Origin of the sequence: Carboxylicivirga fragile, from assembly GCF_050589805.1 — a bacterium.
Lineage (GTDB): Bacteria > Bacteroidota > Bacteroidia > Bacteroidales > Marinilabiliaceae > Carboxylicivirga > Carboxylicivirga fragile.
This window is the reverse complement of the sequence record NZ_JBNGOY010000053.1, coordinates 21,988-42,746: the sequence shown is the minus strand read 5'-3', so window position 1 is coordinate 42,746 and position 20,759 is coordinate 21,988. Positions and strand designations below refer to the sequence as shown.

Annotated in this window: 19 protein-coding genes; 14 read left to right on the top strand and 5 right to left on the bottom strand. The window is 37.2% G+C overall.

Going from position 1 to position 20,759, the window contains the following annotated elements:
• The first annotated feature begins 347 nt into the window (after positions 1-347).
• Together ACRD7B_RS19180 and ACRD7B_RS19175 are read left to right on the top strand one after the other, a co-directional pair.
• The gene (locus tag ACRD7B_RS19180; RefSeq protein WP_430826256.1) at positions 348-1,661 is read left to right on the top strand and encodes a fibronectin type III domain-containing protein; all 1,314 of its coding nucleotides are present in this window, start codon (positions 348-350) and stop codon (positions 1,659-1,661) included.
• 127 nt (positions 1,662-1,788) lie between these two features.
• On the top strand, positions 1,789-3,075 hold the full coding sequence (locus ACRD7B_RS19175) for a cysteate synthase (protein WP_430826255.1): 1,287 nt from the start codon (positions 1,789-1,791) through the stop codon (positions 3,073-3,075).
• A gap of 129 nt (positions 3,076-3,204) precedes the next feature.
• Here the strand turns inward: ACRD7B_RS19175 and ACRD7B_RS19170 are convergent, their stop codons facing one another.
• Positions 3,205-3,345, bottom strand: coding sequence for a hypothetical protein (locus tag ACRD7B_RS19170; RefSeq protein WP_430826254.1), 141 nt, complete (start codon positions 3,343-3,345; stop codon positions 3,205-3,207).
• Between the two features lie 115 nt (positions 3,346-3,460).
• On the opposite strand from ACRD7B_RS19170, the gene ACRD7B_RS19165 reads away from it, so the two are divergent.
• Positions 3,461-4,039, top strand: coding sequence for a PhnA domain-containing protein (locus tag ACRD7B_RS19165; protein ID WP_430826253.1), 579 nt, complete (start codon positions 3,461-3,463; stop codon positions 4,037-4,039).
• 54 nt (positions 4,040-4,093) lie between these two features.
• On the opposite strand, the gene ACRD7B_RS19160 is transcribed toward ACRD7B_RS19165, so the two are convergent.
• Positions 4,094-4,927: a CvfB family protein gene (locus ACRD7B_RS19160; protein ID WP_430826252.1), complete on the bottom strand. Its 834-nt coding sequence runs from the start codon at positions 4,925-4,927 to the stop codon at positions 4,094-4,096.
• 136 nt (positions 4,928-5,063) lie between these two features.
• Here ACRD7B_RS19160 and ACRD7B_RS19155 point away from each other — a divergent pair, with 136 nt between their 5' ends.
• From ACRD7B_RS19155 to ACRD7B_RS19135, 5 genes are all read left to right on the top strand, one after another.
• Positions 5,064-5,921: a phosphatase PAP2 family protein gene (locus ACRD7B_RS19155; RefSeq protein WP_430826251.1), complete on the top strand. Its 858-nt coding sequence runs from the start codon at positions 5,064-5,066 to the stop codon at positions 5,919-5,921.
• A gap of 10 nt (positions 5,922-5,931) precedes the next feature.
• Positions 5,932-7,065: a hypothetical protein gene (locus tag ACRD7B_RS19150; protein WP_430826250.1), complete on the top strand. Its 1,134-nt coding sequence runs from the start codon at positions 5,932-5,934 to the stop codon at positions 7,063-7,065.
• Between the two features lie 41 nt (positions 7,066-7,106).
• Positions 7,107-7,874: an SOS response-associated peptidase gene (locus ACRD7B_RS19145; protein WP_430826249.1), complete on the top strand. Its 768-nt coding sequence runs from the start codon at positions 7,107-7,109 to the stop codon at positions 7,872-7,874.
• Between the two features lie 88 nt (positions 7,875-7,962).
• Positions 7,963-8,562 carry a DUF4136 domain-containing protein gene (locus ACRD7B_RS19140; RefSeq protein WP_430826248.1) on the top strand — a complete coding sequence of 200 codons (600 nt, stop codon included), beginning with the start codon at positions 7,963-7,965 and terminating at the stop codon, positions 8,560-8,562.
• A gap of 110 nt (positions 8,563-8,672) precedes the next feature.
• Entirely contained in the window at positions 8,673-9,197 is a 525-nt protein-coding gene (locus ACRD7B_RS19135; RefSeq protein ID WP_430826247.1) for an outer membrane beta-barrel protein, read from the top strand.
• Between the two features lie 209 nt (positions 9,198-9,406).
• Here ACRD7B_RS19135 and ACRD7B_RS19130 read toward each other — a convergent pair whose 3' ends face one another.
• The gene (locus ACRD7B_RS19130; RefSeq protein ID WP_430826246.1) at positions 9,407-11,551 is read right to left on the bottom strand and encodes a cation:dicarboxylate symporter family transporter; all 2,145 of its coding nucleotides are present in this window, start codon (positions 11,549-11,551) and stop codon (positions 9,407-9,409) included.
• Positions 11,552-11,674: 123 nt separating this feature from the next.
• On the opposite strand from ACRD7B_RS19130, the gene trhA reads away from it, so the two are divergent.
• The 4 genes from trhA to ACRD7B_RS19110 are packed head-to-tail and all read left to right on the top strand — an operon-like array spanning position 11,675 to position 13,983.
• Positions 11,675-12,313: a PAQR family membrane homeostasis protein TrhA gene (trhA, locus tag ACRD7B_RS19125; protein WP_430826245.1), complete on the top strand. Its 639-nt coding sequence runs from the start codon at positions 11,675-11,677 to the stop codon at positions 12,311-12,313.
• 4 nt (positions 12,314-12,317) lie between these two features.
• Entirely contained in the window at positions 12,318-12,644 is a 327-nt protein-coding gene (locus ACRD7B_RS19120) for a DMT family transporter (protein WP_430826244.1), read from the top strand.
• Positions 12,644-13,504 (top strand): patatin-like phospholipase family protein, encoded by an 861-nt coding sequence (locus tag ACRD7B_RS19115; protein ID WP_430826243.1) that lies wholly within the window; start codon positions 12,644-12,646, stop codon positions 13,502-13,504. The genes ACRD7B_RS19120 and ACRD7B_RS19115 overlap by 1 nt, the downstream gene beginning before the upstream one ends.
• A 59-nt stretch (positions 13,505-13,563) precedes the next feature.
• The gene (locus tag ACRD7B_RS19110; RefSeq protein ID WP_430826242.1) at positions 13,564-13,983 is read left to right on the top strand and encodes a VOC family protein; all 420 of its coding nucleotides are present in this window, start codon (positions 13,564-13,566) and stop codon (positions 13,981-13,983) included.
• Positions 13,984-13,994: 11 nt separating this feature from the next.
• On the opposite strand, the gene ACRD7B_RS19105 is transcribed toward ACRD7B_RS19110, so the two are convergent.
• Positions 13,995-15,281: a metallophosphoesterase gene (locus ACRD7B_RS19105; protein ID WP_430826241.1), complete on the bottom strand. Its 1,287-nt coding sequence runs from the start codon at positions 15,279-15,281 to the stop codon at positions 13,995-13,997.
• 133 nt (positions 15,282-15,414) lie between these two features.
• Positions 15,415-18,390, bottom strand: coding sequence for a TolB family protein (locus ACRD7B_RS19100; RefSeq protein ID WP_430826240.1), 2,976 nt, complete (start codon positions 18,388-18,390; stop codon positions 15,415-15,417).
• 233 nt (positions 18,391-18,623) lie between these two features.
• Between ACRD7B_RS19100 and ACRD7B_RS19095 the strand changes: the two genes are divergently transcribed.
• Both ACRD7B_RS19095 and ACRD7B_RS19090 read left to right on the top strand, forming a co-directional pair.
• A complete protein-coding gene (locus ACRD7B_RS19095; protein ID WP_430826238.1) occupies positions 18,624-20,303 on the top strand; it encodes an alpha-amylase family glycosyl hydrolase in 1,680 nt (559 codons plus the stop codon).
• A 121-nt stretch (positions 20,304-20,424) separates the two neighbouring features.
• Positions 20,425-20,751 carry a hypothetical protein gene (locus ACRD7B_RS19090; protein WP_430826237.1) on the top strand — a complete coding sequence of 109 codons (327 nt, stop codon included), beginning with the start codon at positions 20,425-20,427 and terminating at the stop codon, positions 20,749-20,751.
• The last annotated feature ends 8 nt before the right edge of the window (positions 20,752-20,759 follow it).

Sequence of the window (20,759 nt, the reverse complement as noted above, 5' to 3'; positions counted from 1 at the left end):
GAGGTAAAGGTGAAAAATAAGCGCACGGATACTTATACGGTTTCAATTGATAAATGGACTATGGGAACCATTAAGGATTGGATGAGCTTTTCAACAGAAAATATAGCTGTTCAACCGAGTAAACAGCTACCTTTCAGTATACCATAAAAGTTCCTTCATACGCCACAGAGGGGCAATATACGCTCCTATTAGATTTTGTTGCCAAAGATGAAGATAACCGGGAGACATCATTTAGCGGTCGAACGCAGAATATTATTATTGATAGTTCCAAGCCTAATAAACCAAGCTTTTCGCACTATTCTACCAGCAAGTCTATTGTTGTGACGAACTGGGAAAGCTGGGATTACATGTCGAATACATACACCACCAATAATAATACTGCCGGTATTTCAGGTATTAAAAGCTATGTGCTAAAACTGAAGGCACCGGGCGGTTCTACTAAGTCTAAGACAATGGCTGCAACTGATTGGAAAAATTATAGTTTTAGTGCATCTCCTAACACTTCATATACGCTAAGTGTAACGGCTGTTGATATAGCAGGAAACTCAGAAAGTTCATCCAAAACCATATCAACACCACCAGCCAAGGTAAGTGGTTTAAGCTTTTCTAATATTACTTATACAAGTGCTAAACTTTCGTGGAATGCTGCAGGAGGTGCAACAAGTTATAAAGTTAATAAGCGTTATAATGGTACAACAACCACCGTTGGCAGTAATATTAGAACAACATCGTTTACTATTCCAGGTTTGAAGCCTGAAGAACCATATGATTTGTACGTGATAGCCCAAAACAGTGCAGGTTCGTCCGATGTAAGTGACAAAGCTTCGGTAACAACTACTAAATTACCTATAATTACAGGAAGCTCTTTATTATGCTCAGGAAATTACGCCTACTCAATTGGTAACCTTTTACCAGGCTATTCCATTACATGGAGTTCGGTACATACAAGAGTTTCAGCTCAGGGCTCTAATCCTTGTACATTCAAAGCTGGTCAAATATTGGGGAACTCAACTATCAATGCTACAATAACAGATAGTTATTCAACAAGTGCAGATTTAAAACCTAAAAGAGTTTGGGTAGGTAAACCCGAGATTTTCACTTACGATGAGAACGGAAATGAAAGTCTTTCAGGTCAAGTATTAAGGGTCCCTGCAGGAACAGTGGTCACATTTGAAGCATATAGTTATGATATAAATACGTCAATCAGTTGGGATGTTACACCCGCATCGGCCTATTATGTAGATAACGGCAATACATGCACAATAATGGCAAGTGCATCAGGTTTTATTGGCGCTATGGCCATAGCTACCAACCAATGCGGCGAAGACTATTTGTTAAATACCCTTACCGGAACAAGTGGAGGCGGTTTTCCGCTAAGTATGGAAATATACCCGAACCCGGCTTATGAAACAATAAATATTTCCGTAGTTGAGCCTGTTAGTGAAAATTCTTTTTCTTCCATGGCTGCCAATACAAATGAGCCTGCACAAGTTGAGCCATATGAAGTTCAAATATGGAGCGAACGCAATGGCTTAGTGAAAAAACAAAAAATTAAAAGCAAGAAAGCCCAAATTGATGTCTCAAGACTTAAACCAGGCATTTACTATGTACATTTAATTTATAAAAATAAGGTTGTTAAAGAGCAATTGATTATTAAATAAATAATTAAAGGCTGTTCTCTCCAGGGCAGCCTTTTGTTTTTTCTATCGAAATACAATGTTTTCTAAATTTGGATTTCGTATCACGTTCAAAAAATCTATTTTTGTACAGCAAACATCAATTATTACTATGAGCAAACAAATAAAGCCAACGCAATATATACTAGAATCAGTTGAAAGTGGAAAGCAATTTGAAGACCAAGGGTGGACCCTAGATGCTCCAAATGAATGTACACTTATTCGTGCTATTTATCCTAAAAAGCAAATTGAAGTCAAAGACGATTCCTATGGCGTTTTTCGCTTTGCCGATTGGTTGCCTGTTCAGAAAATGTTGGATGGCTCATCTGCACCTGTTACATACAAGAGTGAAGGTTTAGCAAAATGTCTTGGTTTATCAAACTTATATATCACTTTCAGTGGATATTGGCCTGAGAAAGGGGCAAATTTCAGAACTTGTTCATTTAAAGAAACCGAAGCTTATTCGGTGGGCGGGCGTTTAAACCTTGATGGCGAAACCGTTTTGGTGGTTGCATCTGCTGGTAATACAGCTCGTGCCTTTGCTCGTGTTTGTTCCGATAATAATATCCCATTGCTATTATGTGTACCCGAAGATAATATCGATGCGCTTTGGTTTGACGAACCAATCAAAGACAATGTTCGCCTTATTGTAACAAAGTCGGGTAGCGATTATTTCGATGCCATTCACTTATCAAATATTGCATGTCAGTTGGATGGTTTTATACCCGAAGGAGGAGCTAAAAATGTAGCCCGTCGTGATGGTATGGCAACTACTACTTTGTCGGCAGTAACGCACATTGGTCAGATTCCTGATTATTATTTTCAGGCTGTAGGTAGTGGCACAGGAGCCATTGCAGCCTGGGAAGCTAACAAACGTTTGATTGAGGATGGGCGATTTGGAAAAAATTTCATGAAATTGATGGTTTCGCAGAATGTACCATTTTTACCAATTCATGATGCCTGGAAAGCTAACTCACGACCATTGTTGCCATTGGATGATGACGTGGCGCGTAAGCAAGTGGAAGAAATTGATGCCAAGGTATTATCAAACCGTAAACCACCTTATTCTGTTACGGGAGGTCTGTTTGATGCAATGACAGAAGCTGGAGGTGATGTGTTGGTCGCTACCAATGAAGAGGCAAAAGAGGCTGCTCGCGTATTTGAAGAGGTAGAAGGAAACGACATTCATCCTGCTGCTGCAGTTGCAACGGCTACTTTAATTAATGCCGTTAAAGAAGGGCTTGTTCAAAAAGATGACTGCATCATGTTAAATATTACAGGTGGAGGAGAGCAACGCTTTAAACATGAAAAAGAAATTGTATACTTGAAACCTTCACATGTGTTTGATATAGATCCTTCTGTACAATCAGTAAAGACTGTTTTAGATAAGCTATTTTAAATATATTCTTGCTATAACGATATTTAATGCTCGCCTATTGGTGGGCTTTTTTTATACAGCAAAACCCGGTTTTAATAAACCGGGTAGCATGCAACTTGTGCATTCAGCTTAACAAAGCAATCATGAATATTATTCAGGATTAGGTCCGCCAGGTGTTGGTCGTTGTGGTGCATATTCTGTATCTGGATTGCCTGGTATCGGACGGTCAACAACATCATCGCTTGCCGGAGTGAATTCCCATATTGAATAAGTATTTAGGTTGATGGCCATACAAAAAAATGTAATGATTTGTGACTCTAAATATTGAATAAAAGTTAGTGATACGCAAGTATTATCTCAGTTACATAGCTAACTTTGTAATCTTGTTTTAGATAAAAAGATAAAAATGAATATAGAAAAAGCAATACAGACGCGTAGTGGTTCGAAGTGTGAATTATGTGGTTCAGGTGATGAACTAAGTGTTTACGCTGTTCCGCCAGTGGAAGAAATTACGGCTGATAAATGTGTGTTGGTATGTGCAACATGTAAAGGGCAAATTGAAGACCATTCTACTGTTGATGCAAATCATTGGCGTTGTCTGAACGATAGTATGTGGAGTGCGGAGCCTGCAGTTCAGGTTATGGCTTGGCGCATGTTGAATCGCTTACGTGCCGAAGGTTGGCCACAGGATTTATTAGATATGCTCTATTTGGATGATGATACCTTGATATGGGCTAAAGCCGATGGCGATGGATTAGATGATGATGAGGTATTAAAATACATTGATAGTAATGGAGCTGAATTGAAAGCAGGTGATAATGTTGTTTTAATAAAGGACTTAAACGTAAAAGGTGCCGGTTTTACAGCTAAGCGTGGCATGGCAGTGCGTAACATCATTCTCTCTCATAACGATCCTGAGCACATCGAAGGAAAAGTAAATGGTCAGCACATTTATATCTTAACTAAGTATGTAAAGAAGAACTAATGTTAAGGATCGCATCTTCATTGGATTTAATACCAAAAGATGCGATCCGTAATATTATTCTTGAGTTAATCGTATTCCATCATCTTCAATGGTGATGATGCGTTGCTTGTAAAGCGTGCCAATAGCTCTTTTAAAGCTCTTTTTACTCATTGAAAACACTTTGTAAATATATTCAGCTGCACTTTTGTCTGAAACGTCCATTGAGCCTCCTTTAGCCTTTAATATCTCTAAAACTTCGGCAGCATGTCCTTCTATGCCTTCAACCCCTGTTCGGCGAAGTGATACGTCAACCTTATCATCTTCACGCACGTTTTGAACATAGCCTTTAAATCGATCGCCAAGTTTGATGGGTTGAAATATTTGGTTGTGATACAGCATGCCAGTGTGCAGGTTGTTGACCACTACTTTGTAGCCAATGTCAGCTTTGTCATAAACGAATAAGTCAACTTCCTGACCTTTTTCATACTCAGGTAAGATGTTATTTAAAACCGTGTAAAGTTTCGATGTAGCTACAATGCGTTTACTTGCATCGTCCACATATACATATACGGCGTATGATTGGCCCTCAATCATTTTTTCATCTTGCTCGCTAAATGGAACCAGCAAATCCTTCATTAATCCCCAATCAAGGAAGGCGCCAATCTTGTTTACCGATTTCACTTCCATGAAGGCAAATTCATCGACACAGGCGTTGGGTTGCTCAGTGGTTGCTATAACACGATCTTCAGAATCGAGGTAGATAAAAACTTCCAATTCATCATCAACAGAAATGTTTACCGGAACGTATCGAGTGGGTAAAAGTATTTCGCCATATTCTTCTCCACCATCTAAATAAAGACCAAAATCAACTTCTTTAACAACTCGAAGCTTGTTGTATCTACCTATCATTTATCAAATTTTAGAATGCAAAGATAATTAAAATTAACTGTGGAAGGTGATCATCGTTAATACGTCTGTTTAATTAATAATATTGAATGAATAAAAAATAAACTATTTTTGAAAATATCACTCAATCGTTATTAATATGCCCAGATTAAAGCTTTCATCCATCTGGATTGTTGTTTTATTTTATCTCTTATTTACTCTTGTTTTATGTGCCATTTGGGATGTAAAATACCTTCAAACATTGATTTTTTGGCGGCCGCGCCTTATCGTGTTAATATTTATATTATTTCGCACACTGTTACTGAAAACCAGATTCAGGGCACAGATAAGTTTAATTGATGCTTTATTAGTTTACTTTTTGCTCGGAAGCTTTTATACCGAAACAGCCCACTTAAATACCTTATTGTTTGCAAAATGGGATTCCTATCTCGATATGGCTGATATGTGGATGTTTGGTTTTCAACCCGCATTGTTGTTTTCAAAGGTCTTAAATCATGGGCTTTTTAGTGAATTGATGTTTATGGGATATTTCTCATATTACTTGATGCCTTTGGCAACATTTGTTGTGGTTTGGGTAAACAGAAAAGTACATTTTGAAAAAGTTAGTTTTATTATCCTGACATCCTTCTTTTTATATTATGTGCTATTTATTCTTATGCCTGCCGAAGGGCCACAGTATTTTTATGCCTTTCCACACAACCAAATAGAAGCGAAAGGTGTATTTGCTTTTTTAGTAAAACAAATACAATTATTGGGAGAGGCACCCACTGCTGCTTTCCCGAGCTCGCATGTTGGAGTTTCAGTTATTATTTTGCTTATTCTAAGCAAACATAAATTGATGCTTTTTTGGATACTATTACCATTTGTAATAATCCTATGTTTTTCTACCGTTTATATTAAGGCGCATTATGCAGTTGACGTATTTGCTGGACTAATAAGTGCACCGTTAATTTTAAAACTTTCCTCTTATATTTACTCCAAATTAAAACTACAATAGAACCAAGTTGATGGAATTGAGCGTTAAAGAAGTTGTTTCAAAAAAAGAGCTGAAGACATTTATTCGCTTGCCTGCAAAGATACATAAGGGGCATAGCAATTGGTTGCCTAATCTGTACACGGATGAGTGGAAACTCTTTTCGAAAGACAAGAATGCCTCGTTCAAACATTGTGATACAATTTTATTAATTGCGTATAGGGGCAAAAAGCCTGTGGGGCGCATCATGGGCATTGTTCCGCATAAGTATAATGTCATTCATAAGTTAAATACAGTTCGATTTGCCTTTATGGAATGCATTGACGATGAGTCGGTATTTGGAGAGCTTATTAATGCAATAGAAGAATGGGGAGCGGAACGAAAATGCGATCAAATTATTGGACCTATGGGATTTTCTGATAAGGATCCGCAAGGTTTTGTCATTAAGGGTTTTGATGCGCCTACAATGATGGTAACCAATTGTAATTATCCATACATGGTTGAATATGTAAGTCAATTCAACTATCAGCCACATGTGGATTTATGTCAATATGAAGTGCCGTTGACCACTAAGCTAATTACACGCTACAAGCCACTTGCGCAAAGAGTGGAGAAATACAATTCTATTACAGTTCATGAATTTAAAAGTATTCGTTCGATAAAACCGTTCATCCCTTCCGTTTTTCGTTTGATCAATGAAACATACAAGAATATCTATGGCTTTTCGGCATTAAGCGATCAAGAAGTGCATGAATTTGCCAATCGATATTTACCATTATTAAATCCGCACTTAATAAAAATAATCACTGGAGCTGATGGTGAAGTAGTGGCTTTTGTAATTGCAATGGCTGATTTAAGTGAGGGCATACGAAAATCAAAAGGTTATTTATTTCCTAGCGGTTGGTATCACATACTTAAGGCTAATCGAAGCTCAAAGCGACTGGTGCTATTATTGGGTGCTATTTCCGAGGATCGTAGAAATAAAGGTTTGGATGCAATACTTGGTTATCGATTAATCAAATCTGCTTTAAAAAGTGGCTTTACATCCATGGATAGCCATTTGATAATGCGTGATAATTATAAAATGCGTCGCGAGATTGAGCGATTAGATAATCATCATCTTTACAAAGAATATCGTATTTTTCAGAAAGCATTGACAAGTGAGTAAGAAGTATTGACGGCTGTCTATTGACCTTAAAATTATAGCTTATGTGTTATGATATTAAATCGAAATTAGAAACTCAACTAAAGAGGGCAAAGCATTATAATAACGAAGCATGGATTGCAGAACTTGAAAAAGAATTAAAACCATATTTGGACAATGATCACCATCATGCTTCTGGTTTTACTCACCCCACGGTTTTAATTTATACCTGCGATAAACCCTACGAACCGCTGCCTTTTCAGTGGGGCTTGGTGCCATATTGGACTAAAGATGAACTCAAGAAAAATCAAATATGGAATAAAACGATTAATGCACGTTCTGAAACTATTTTTGAGAAACCTTCTTTTAAAAAGGCGGCAGCTAATCAAAGGTGTCTGGTATATATCGACGGTTTTTATGAGCATCACCACTACAATGGTAAAGCCTATCCTTATTATATTTATCGTCTTGATGGGCAGCCATTGGTGCTTGGTGGTTTATACGATCAGTGGTTAAATGTTGAATCTGGAGAGTTGCTTAATACTTTTTCTGTTGTAACTACCAAAGCCAATGATTTAATGCGACAGATTCATAATAATCCAAAATTAGCTGAGCCCAGAATGCCTTTGATTTTCAATACTGATGAGAGTGCTGACTTATGGATGTCACCATCAAATGATACAGCAAATTCTCTTGAAGATCTTTTCATGCCTCTTGCAGATGGTGTTTTGGGAGCTCACACAGTTGCTCCATTGCGAGGAAAGAATGCTTTGGGAAATGTATGTGAGGTTTCGGATAAAGTGGATTATGAAGGTTTGAGAATAAGTATATAATGTTCTAATCTTTCAATACGATTATTAGCTCAATCACAATATTTTTTGGTAGTTTTCCACTTGAATAAGAAAATCGAAATTTTAATTTATGATGAAATATAAGCTACTTGTCATTTTTATGGCAATTACCATGGTTAGTTGTGATTCTGTTAAGGTTATGACTGAGAAGGATAAGAGCGTTGACTTTAAGGGGTATAAGAGTGTTAAGTTTTATGGATGGACAGACAATAGTGATCAGATTTTACGAAACTTTGATAAGGAGCGTATAGAGAATGCCATAAGTATGGAGTTCAGAAAAAGAGGTCATAAAGTGGTGAAAGAAGATAACGATTTGCTCGTTTCACTTTTTGTAGTGAGTCAATCACATATTCAGAAACAGTCAAATACCAACATTACAGTTGGGGTAAGTACCGGTTATGGCATGGGTGGATATGGTTATGGAGGATATTATGGTTACGGTCCCGGATGGGGCTGGGGAACCCATTATCATACAACGCTAAAGGTTGATAAGGAAACCATGCGTACAGGAACATTGGTTATCTCGGTTTACGATGCACGTAACGAAGTTTTGGTTTGGGAAGGAGTTGGTATGGGTACCATAAGTGATGAAGGGGGCAAACGCCAGCATGAGGTAAATGAGATAATATCGAAAATCATGTATAAATATCCAGTTCGCAAGATTAAATAACTACAGAATTTTATAATGTGTATAATTTAATCGGATTTAATTGTCTGATTTTTTGAATTTCCTATTGCTATTATTTAACTTCCTAAAGTTTTAATATCAAAAACAGAGTTATGAGAAAAAATGTATTTGTATTAGCGATACTAATTGTGGCGTTTTTTTCTAGTCAAAACGCAATGGCAGGTGATAAATCATACGGCGTACGTGCTGGTTGGCAATCTGCAATGTTGAAATATTCAGGAGGCGATTCTGATAATTTAAGTTCTTATTACCTTGGTGGTTATTTGGAGCATGATGTTATTCCATTCTTAAAATTCGGTTATGGATTGGAATATGCACAGATGGGTGGAAAGGTTGAAGGCTTTGGTGATTATAAATTGGGCTATGTTGGTGTACCTTTGTATTTAAAAGCAAAAGTTGGGCCTTTATATGCCTTGGCAGGTTCCGGTATTAATTTTAAAATTTCTGAAACAGATGTTGAAGAAAAAGCAAAATCCACTGATGTACCTGTATTTGCTGGTATTGGAGTTAATTTCCTAATGTTGTCATTGGAAGCCCGTTATCATTGGGGTATGATGGAAGTGCAAGAGGATGCAAAAAATCAATATTTACAAGTTGGTTTAGCAGTTCATTTTTAAAATACAATAACATAAATAGTACGAGGGTGTCCAAAAACTCTGAAAGCATACGTTCACTGAGGCTTGCTGAGCTTGCCGAAGTATGTCGAAGTGATAATCAGTATCAATCAAATTTCATCTCGACTCACCCTTCGACAAGCTCAGGGATCATCTCGATGAGCGAGCTTAGTTTTTGGACATCCTCGTATATTTTTAGAGTAAATAGATTATTATTCTATCCACTGCAATACATCCCTTGCAATGCACCATCGGGGTTCTTTTATGTCAGCCCCTTCACCTTCTATCCAATACTTAAATAGTGCATCGGTAGTTCCTTCTTTTTGCTTAAGTTCTATCCAGGTATCAATAAATAATTTCCAACTTTCATCATTCATTGGAAGAGGATAGGCACAAGGCACTTTTATCACATCAGGTCGAGGTATTGAAACATGAAACTGGGGATAAATTACCGTCCATGCCGACCCAGCTTCAGCAGATAGTAGTAAAGCATCAAGTGTTAGGTGTTTATCCTTAAAATATTCGCGAGGCGAGTTTAATGAGATAATATCAGCTTTAGGAAGATAGTGTTTCAGTTTATTTGCAAAATATGGGTGAGCAGATCCAATGCGCAGACTATCTAGTCCTTTGATGGTAGTACGTGAACTAAACTGAGTACGCATATGGTCAGGCACCATAAAAGCCAATGTTTGATCAATGTAACTCTTGCTAAAGGCATAATGAGAAAGTACATCTGTAGTGACTATTATGCCAGACATGACAATGTCAATTCTATCTTCCTCAAGTAAGCTTTGCATTTGGCTTTTATTGATCCTGTAAAACTCGGCTTTAACCTTTAATTCTTTGGCTAATAAATGAGCCATTTCTACGTCAAATCCTACTAGTTTACCATTCTGATTACGGAAAGCAAAAGGAAGGTGATCGGGCAAATAACCAATCCTAATTGTACCTCTTTTAATGATGCTTTCGAGTTGGTTTGAAGCGTAGTACACCAGCGAATCTGTATAAAGAGATTCAACCGTTTTAACTTTAGCTGCTTTGTAGTCATTCGTGAAATCCATTTCAACAAAACTGGTGTATTGTTTGCTTTCACCCAAAGTATACGATAAATAAATACGTGTTCCCAGAAGGCTTAATACCGTTAAAATAACACCAATAATTGAGCCTCGTATGAGTTTTTTCCATTTGGGTTTTAAACCATGAACGGTCCACACTACTGTAATAATTGTTAAGGCCAGTAAATGGATGGTACCAAATACAACTCTTATACGATCGGTGTAAACACTTGAAATAACAAAGAGTTGAAACATTTCTTGTGGTAACTTTAACAAATCCAGAATGAATGGGATACCTGTTACCGGGGCAACAAAACTACTTAGCAATGTTGAGCCTACATATACAAAATTCTCTTCGATACTAAAGCTATTACCCATGTACCAACCAATAAAAGGAACGAACACAAAAATGACGAAAGTACCAAGGTTTGGGAAGGGATAAGAGAGCGGCATCATTATTTCCGTTTTTGCTGCCATTTCCTCATTCTTACTGTATTTTGGAAGTAAAACAGTTTTTATATCTTCAATTAACTGGGGTAGTACAATAATTATTTTCGATGTTGCAAATATTGTAAGTAGGGTTGGTTTAGTCGCTTTAAAAAGAGCTTTGGGTGAAACATCAGTCAAGGACGAAATGAGCAGCGGAATCCAATAAAAGCCAAAAACTAAAACGGCAACTGTATAAATAATAATATAGGCATGTAGTCGCTGTATTTCGTCCATGGTCATGTTACCAGCGTTGTATGCAGCGATGGCAAAAACACCATAGGGTGTCATTTGAACCACCATTTTATTAATCTGGTTTAGTCCATCCCCAAACACATCCAGGCTTTTAAGTATAACTTCTTTATCCTTTAGTCTTGAGAGGCCAATGCCAAGAAAGATGCTGAATATTACAATTGCAGGTACAACACTGTTGGCCATCGATTCAAAAGGATTCGAAGGGATGTAGGTTTTTAGAAAATCCATCTGTGGTTCTACAGCAACAACTGAAGGCTTAAAGAAGGAAGATGCAGTCCATTGGGGTAATCCTAGTGGTAAAATTATCAAGGCGATAACACCTATACCCAATAAAAGTAAAAGTACTTTAAGTCCGTTGAATACCATTTTTTTACCATCACTCATTGACATGCGACCGAGGTTGGCAACTATGTTCACGATGATATAAGGTAATACCGTCATTTGAAGCAATCCGATGAAGCCATCACCAATATAGGAGAAGAAGAAGCAATGCTCACCAAAGAATAAGCCGGTTAAAACTCCTGTAAATAGACCAATTAGAATTTTCTTTGAAAGACTCATTAAGCAGTAACTTTTAATGTGTATTTGTAAACAAAAATATAAAGATATGTCTTAGTGAAAAACAAAATGCTAAACAAAGCTTCATATTTCGTGAATATGGGATGAAACTATATCTTTACATTTATGAACACCACTAAATTGCCGTACTCCGCATTAGAAGAAAAATGGAATGTGTATTCTCATAGCTTGGGCTTTATATTAGGTATACCGGCCTTGGTACTACTTTTAATTAAAGCGATTAAGCTCGAAAATACTTTAGCTTTTACTGTTTACTTAGTATATGGATTGTGTATCCTTACTTTATTTGCTGCTTCAAGTCTATACCATAAAGAGATTGATTTAGATCGGAGAAAGAAATTAAAGGTTTTTGATCACAGTGCAATATACCTATTGATAGCAGGATCGTATTTGCCTTTTATTGCCTTAGGTATGGCTAATAAATGGGGCTATGGTATTTTAATCGTTGTATGGTTGTTAGCCATTGCGGGTATTGTGCTGAAGTTATTTTTTACTGGTCGTTTTAAGTTACTATCCACTATTAGTTATGTGTTATTGGGTTGGATAGTGGTAATCATCATTAAACCTTTGATGAACGCTTTATCGGGTGAGGCGCTTAGCTTATTGGCTGTGGGAGGATTGTTTTATACGCTTGGTGCAGTTTTGTATTCGATTAAAAAAATACCGTTTAACCATGCTATCTTTCATGTGTTCGTATTAATTGCGGCATTTTCACATTTCTTAGCCATCTATCTTTACATTTAATAGAATGAATTGGGTACTACTAATTATTGCTGGATTATTTGAAGTTGGGTTTGCGAGTTGCCTTGGTAAAGCTCAAAAGTCGCAGGGAAACATTGCTTTGTTGTGGTACAGTGGTTTTGTGGTTTGTTTGGTAATAAGCATGCTGCTTTTGATTAAAGCAACACAAACTTTGCCCATAGGAACGGCGTATGCGGTGTGGACAGGTATTGGAGCGGTTGGTACGGTTTTGATGGGCGTTTTTGTGTTTAATGAACCGATCAATTTTTGGCGTTTGTTTTTTCTCTCAACGCTTATTTTTTCTATTGTAGGATTAAAGTTTGTAAGTAATTAATGGATATTAGTAAAACTGCTTTGGTGCTTGAAGGCGGAGGTTTTCGAGCCATGTTCACTTCTGGTGTATTAGACGCACTCCTTAAACATAAGGTGCACTTGCCCTATTGTATCGGAGTGTCAGCAGGTGCAGCATACGGAATTTCTTATGTTAGTAGACAATTTGAGCGTAACAGAGAAGTCAATCTTCAATATACATCCGATCCACGGTATATGAGCTGGCGAAACTTCTTTAAAAAAGGAAGTTTGTTTGATTGGGATTTTGTTTATGGTGAAATCCCTAACAAGCTTATTCCTTTGAATTATGATGCTGCCTTGTCAACTGATACGGTGTTTAAGGTTGGTATCACCAATGCATTAACAGGCAAAGCTGAATTCATAAAGGTTTCTGATTTAAATAAGGATGAATTAATGCAGGCTGTTACTGCTTCATCTAGTTTGCCATTTGTATCACCTGTGGCTCAATTCAATGATCAAATGTACATGGATGGCGGCATAAGTGATGCCATACCTTTAAGTTATGCTTTGAAAGATGGGAACAAACGTGCTATTGTTGTTTTAACGCGCAATGCGGATTATAAAAAGAAAACTATACGCTTTAAAAGCCTGTTTCGATTGTATTATCGAAAATATCCACAATTGGTAAAGGCGATACTGCAAAGGGCGGAGAATTATAATGCCTCTTTAAGGTTAATTGCAAAGCTTGAAGCTGAAGGGAAGGTATTTGTTATTCGCCCCAACGAACCTATGGATGTTTCGCGTATTGAGAATGATGCACAGAAGTTAGATGTTTTATACCAAAAGGGTTTTAAGCAGATGGAAGACCAAATGATAGCATTGAAAACCTGGTTAAATTCTTGATTGTACACTTGAATATTGTTTTTCATCTTCGTTTCTTATTAGATTAAAAAGTTGATGCTATGAAGAAAAAAGTAACTGGTGTTGGTGGTATATTTTTTAAAAGTGAGAAACCGGAAGCTACCCGAAAATGGTATGCCGATAATCTTGGCTTAGTTTGTAACGAATATGGTTCCTTATTTGAGTCGCGCAGTTCGGATGAGCCAAAGGATAAAACCTATCTGCAATGGAGCCCTTTTGACAAGGATACCAAATATTTTGAACCATCGGAAAAAGAGTTCATGATTAATTATCGGGTAGAGGATATTGAGTCGCTAGTTGAGGATTTGAAAGCTGCTGGTGTCACAGTGCTTGATGAGATAGAATCTTTCGAATATGGTAAGTTTGTACACATTCTTGATCCTGAGAATAACAAAATTGAATTATGGGAGCCTGTTGATTCGGTATTTACGAAAATGTACGACGGTAAAACTACAAAGTGATAAAGTAGTTTTTACATTGGATCGTTGCCAATGGGTCCTTTAGTTAATTCAATAATAGTGATTTCGGGAGGCATACCCACGCGCGCTGGCATTCCTAAATAGCCCAGGCCACGGTTAACATAGAGGTATTGCTGACCTTCTTTGTATAAACCCGACCAACGTTTAAATTTGTATTTGGCAGGACTCCATTGAAAGCCTTTATATTCAAACCCAAGTTGCATGCCATGAGTGTGACCAGCTAGGGTCAGGTCGAAATCAGACTCTGTTGTAACTTCTGCATCCCAATGATCAGGATCGTGTGATAATAGCATTTTAAATGGAGCTTTTTCTGTTCCCAAGCTTGCTAGTTCAAGGTTACCATATCTCGGAAATGGTGGGTGTCCCCAGTTTTCAACACCTGCAATTGCTATGCTTTCTCCATTAATATCTATTAATGACGATTGGTTATTCAGTAGTTTAAAACCCAATCTGCCATGTGCTTCCTTAATTCCTTTTAGGTTATTGGCTTTAGCTTCTGATGATGGCCATTTTGAGTAATCGCCATAATCGTGATTGCCAAGAATCGAAAATTTACCCAAAGGTGCTTTTAACTTGCTAAATACTTTTTCCCATCCAATGGTTTCTTCGTAGAAGTTGTTTACCAAATCGCCGGTAAAACAAATGATATCAGGATGCTCTGCATTTATCAATTCAACCGCTTCTTCCATTTCACGATAGTTTGAATTTAAACTACCAAGGTGCAAATCAGATATCTGAACGATTTTAAGCCCTTCAAATGAATTAGGTAAATTTGGGAACGATAATTTTGTGTATTTTTTAGCGAAGGAAAAACGCCCTTTAATCACACCAAATAAGAGGGATATAAAAGGTGCTGATGCTACAACAATACCTACTTGACTCAAGAATTTTTTACGGCTGATTGTTGGATACCTGCCATCATTCATTTTTTTAATCTTACCATCTTCCGAGAATTTGTCTAAGACCTTATGGAATCGACCGATAATTTTATAACTCAGGTAGTAAAACGTTTTTGGTATATAAATAAGCAGGTAAACAGTCATCATCCATTGAAAAAACACATAAACTGATGATGATGATGCCAGAGGTATTAAAAAATAAAGGATTGCAAAACTCAGAATAAAGACGGCGGTCATGCCGAAATGCCAAAATGCGCCAAATGGAAAAGAGAAGTGTGCGCTTTGCTTTTGCCGTTTTTGAATTACTAATCGAAAGAGAAGATAATCAATTAGTAAAGTTAAAATAGTAACGCCCACAAAAGCCCACAAGGTATACTTCATAATCACTCATTTGATGATATCCAATGATTGGATTTAAAAGTTTCAAATAGTAGTACGCAAGTAATTAGTAAAAGTTCAAATAGCAAGCTATATAATCTCGATTTTAAGTTTTTTTAAATTTATAGTGAAGCCTTTAACGATTACCAAGTGCTACGCCTGAGAGCCCAATGCTCAATAAGAACTCATGGTAATTATCTTTGTTTTCAGGGATATAGGCATAACGATAACCCACAGTTATTGGAAAAATGAATCGAAATGGATGTAATGCTGCTCTTAGCTCTGTACCCATCGATTGATAATTGCTTGTACTTTTAGTCCATTGCCCATTGTCAACCAATTGACGCTCAAGCATGGCATAAGAGTAATCGTAAAACAAGTTCATTGTGATGCGCTTTAAATAAATGAAACCAGGTATGTTCAAATCTGGATTCATCATTGGCATGGTATAATCGGCTTTCAGCGAATAAAGTTCCGTATTCGACCTTTGAGATATTCCTCTTGGAAACTTTACAAAGTCGGAGAAACTGTAATGAAAGTTGTAGGTGTCATTATTGCTATATTTTTCTCCGTAGTTCTTTCTGTGCCAATCATTATCAATTTTTAAGGCGTGATGGCGACCAATACCAGGGAAATAGATTCTGGTATGAAGACCAATTATACTACCAAAGTTCATGCCTCCAAAGGGCGTGTGGCGATACGATAGTTCCACAACTTGTCCCCACCTGCTTGAAATATCACGTTGAGAGGCTGTATGCAGATTGTATAAAAAAAGTCCATAATCTATGGATCTGATCTCAGATTTTTTAGTTGTACGTGTCGTCTGCTCATTTATAACTAGTTGTTTGTCCTTGATAGGTGTGTGTAGATATTCAATACTACCAGTAAGTTGATAACTTGCCGCAATGGATGGTTGGATACGTCTTTGCCATTTACCGCGTGTCAAATTAAGGGGTAGATTAATTTCAGTTTTAAGATGTAGGTGAGTTTCTTTGTCGTTAATCTGAATATAGAAAGAATCAGGTTCATTTATAACAAGCCCTTCTAATTTATACTTCTCATCACCCGCTTTCACTTCAAAATCAATAACTGGCCACCAGGCACGATGTGATATTTTGAAATAGTATTTTTCGCGTGAAAGTTGACTATCTGCATTGTAACCAATTGTTGTAAAAGTTGAGCTCAAAAGGTTTTGTGATGTCACAAAGGCACCTGGAGAAATTGTTGCATCATCAATATTTAAGAAGGCTGGCGCCCAGCTGTGGAAATTAAACAAGTTCCATTTTGAGTATTTTTTAACTGTGTAGTCCTCAGTTGGCAAGTTTTTCAAATTAGGCAAGCCTAACTCATCATCCTGAAGTTGATTGATCAAGGCTTCGTTCGGAAATACTTCTGGCGAATAAACTTGAATATTTAGGGAGTCCAAATTTGCCATTGCAACTTGGTAACCATCCGAAGTGTAATCCTGATAAAGGATGTGTTTACTATCTATGCCTTGAGCAACCTGAGTTGCACCAAAGCGTGATTCGCTTACTTTTTGCAAATCTGTGCCATCTGATTTTATACGGTAAATATTGTCAATGCCGTTCCAAGAGCCACTAAAATATACCCAATCACCAATGTATTTGGGTGCTACTATTTCTGTAAATTCTGGTGAAGTAAGGTCTGTCCATTCTTTAGTGCTAATATTTAATTGACTTAATTTTTTACCCTTTGGAGTTAAGCGCACCATAATCAGGTGTTGGCCATTGGCGCTCCACGAAGGAGTAAGGATGTGATCGTTATTTGGAGAAGCAATTGTTGTTAGTAGGCTTCCATCTTTAGTCGACAATATGTGTATGCTTCTTAAGTTGTCGTTGGTAATATGAACCACAGCCAGGCGTTCAGCGCTTGGTGAAAGTGAAGGTGCAAAATAGCGACTGTTCTGAGTTATTTTTTGTTGAGTTTTACTAGTTAGATCATAAGTTCGAATAACGGAGAAGTGTTGGTTTTCCCATCTGGGATGTTGTTCCAATTCGGTCCAACACAATAGGCCATTGCTATACGAAAATGGTTCTTGGGCTTTTCTTCCAATCGTTAATAGTTTTGTTTCTTCTTTCGAATGAGGATCTAATTTAATAAAGTGCCTCACTTCACCCGGACCATTAATCTCTGCGATAATCGAACTATCTTCTGAAACCACAGGGTATTGATAGTTTTTGTAGCGCTCGTCGCGCATGTTAAGATAATTAACCTTGCTGATTGTCAGGTTTTGTTCTCTTTCTTGCCACTGATCTTCCCAATCTTGAAAAACTTCGTGGTATAAAGGGACTTTATTCTTACCAGTCACTTTTTTAATGCCACGGTTAAAAGGAGTTATCGACCAGCTTTTACGGCCCGTCTCTTCAAGCGCACGTTCCCAAACATCACTGCCATACTTTTGACGTGCGCCGGCAGTGAACAAGTAACCCATTCTGTAATGGTTAGGAACAAAATTTTTATAGGATCCAAAATAGGCTTTTTCGTAGGAGTATCGTTCTTTCTCCAATAGTTGAGCTCTGGTTTCTTGTTCAAAGGAAGGAACTCGTCCACGTCCCGACTTAGATAAGCTTGTTTCAGTTAGGGTGGCATCTCCTTCCAAAAACCACATTGGTACGTACAAGCCCAGCACTGCGCCGATTGCCTGTTGTCCAAAAGGGATGCTTAATACTTTGGTAAACCCCCTGTTTAATTTATCAATCTGAACAACATGTCTGAATTCATGAATAGCTAGTTGCTCCAAGTAATCTTGTGAAAAAACACTTTGATTGGCAGTTGGGTATATCTCGATTCGTTTGGGAGCCCATGATACCAAGCCATTTGAGTAGGCTGTTCGTGAGTGAACCAACACTTTAATGGGTTTTGGTGTGTGATCTAAAGTATGTCCACCATATAGATACAAAGAATCTAAAATGGCAATGAAACGTTTGGCTTCATGTGAAAAGTCATCTGGAAAGACTACTTTAAAAAATGGACTATTTACTTGCTGCCACTTTATGTTAGCCGGATCGGAACCGGTGCTATAGTATTGCGATTTAGCATTGAAAACATTGAAAGCGAGAAGTGTTATAAAAATATATTTTAAAAATTTCATAAATCATATTTGTAAGCCATCAATGCACAACACAGATAGCGGCTACATAATTGTTATGGCTAAAGTAGAAAAAAAAATCGGTCACTTTAGGTCAGCTTAATAGTTTATTGCCTTTCGCTTATCACGATCATAATCGAAATGAATTGCAATTGTTTATAGAAATACTTTAATTGCTGATCCGAAAATCAGTTATCTGTGCCCAAGTAAGTATTGTAAATAAAAAGTTTAAATGCATGAGTAAAGTAGTCATTTATCAGATTTTACCCCGTTTGTTTACCAATAAAAAGCAATCGAATATATTTAATGGTGCAATTGAAGATAACGGTTGCGGTAAACTAAATGATATAGGTGATAATCAATTATCACACTTTAAGGAATTGGGTTGTACGCATATGTGGTTCACGGGGATATTGGAGCATGCTACCTGCACCGATTATACTCAATTTGGTATTGTAAAGGATAATGCCAATGTGGTGAAGGGAAAGGCTGGTAGCCCATATGCTATAAAGGATTATTACGATGTTGATCCAGACCTAGCAGTAAATGTTGAAGATCGCATTGGCGAGTTCGAAGCTTTGGTGGAGCGCATGCATAAAGCTGGTTTAAAAGTGATCGTTGATTTCATCCCAAATCATTTGGCACGACAATATGTTTCGGATGCTAAACCTGAAGGGACTGAAGATTTTGGTAGTGCGGATGATAAAGATCAACGATTTAATGTCAATAACAACTTCTATTATCTGCCTGGTACTTCATTTAAAGGACCTATATCCGATATTAATGGTGATCAGGCTTGGGATGAGAGTCCTGCACGTGCCACTGGTAATGATTGTTTTAATCCAAGCCCTGGTATTAATGACTGGTTCGAGACTATTAAACTAAACTATGGTGTTAACTATCAGGATGGAACTAAGCATTTTGATCCGATACCAGATACCTGGTTTAAAATGCGTGATGTATTAAAATATTGGGCTTCGAAGGGTGTAGATGGTTTTCGATGCGACATGGCAGAATTAGTTCCTGTTGAATTTTGGAATTGGTGCATCGTCCAAATCAAGCTTGAGTTTCCTGAAATTATTTTTATTGCGGAAGTGTACCAGCCCAATTTATATCAAAGTTATATCGAAGAAGGTGGTTTTGATTACTTGTATGACAAGGTGGGATTCTACGATTCTTTAATTGAGATTTCTAGAGGAGATGCGCCTTTGTTGCGTATTGCTGATGCATGGAAAGCTATTGAAGAGCGATCGTCTAAGATGTTGTTTTTTATGGAGAACCATGATGAACTGCGCTTGGCATCGGATCAACTCTTTTCGACAGGTATTAATGCCTGGCCTGCATTTTTTGTTAGCGCAGCTTATAGTAGTAATCCTGTAATGATTTATAATGGACAGGAAATAGGCGAAAGAGGTATGGATAAGGAAGGGTATAGTGGTAGAGACGGAAGAACAAGTATTTTTGACTATTGGAGCATTGACTCATTCTGTCGCTATAACGATTTTATAAAGGGCAATGAAGAGGCTCTAAAAGATGAAGAAAATGAGTTGTTACTTTATTATAAATCACTGCTCAGTCAAGTAAATAAATTTCCTGCATTAAGCGATGGTGGGCTATACGATTTGATGTGGTGCAATAATAATACAGCCTCAAATAAAATATTCGCATGGTTGCGTTATACCAATGAGCAATTTATTTTATTACTCGCCAACTTTAGTGAACGAGAACAACATAGTCGACTCATAATTCCTGATCATGCCTTCCAATTAATGAATCAGCAGAGTAGGACTTATTTTAAAGGCACTGATATTTTATTGGGAAAATCAATAATACAGTATCCTAAAGAAGTTGCTAGCACCAAGGGCGTCGGCATACGATTAAAAAAGAAGGAGTGTTTGGCTTATTTGTTCAGTTAATGAATTTTTTCTTTAATTATTTAGATTCGTACTAAATTGAGATTTTCTTAAGAAAGAAACTTTCCTTTGGTTTAATGATGTTGTAATTTACAGTTACCTAAACATTAAATGGAGGAACAAAATGTCAGAAGTAAAATTTACAGTAAATGTTGTGTTGGATGACAATGAATTTATCAAAATTGATGAACATGTTTATACAACGCGAGCTTCGTTACAACGCGAAGAGATGAAAATTCACATTGTTGACAAGTGTTGCCTTAAAGTATTGAAAGAATTTGAGGGTAAACTTTCGCAGAATGTGGTTGATGAATGGCTCTTGCTTTCAAGAGCTCTTGATCAATCCTGTTCGTTCGAAAGCAATTGGGATGATCGTAAAATTTTAAAACAATTGATCGATGGTTCAAAGCATTCTGTATCGTGGTATGCTACCAACTGTAGGGTGAATTGATTCTTCTG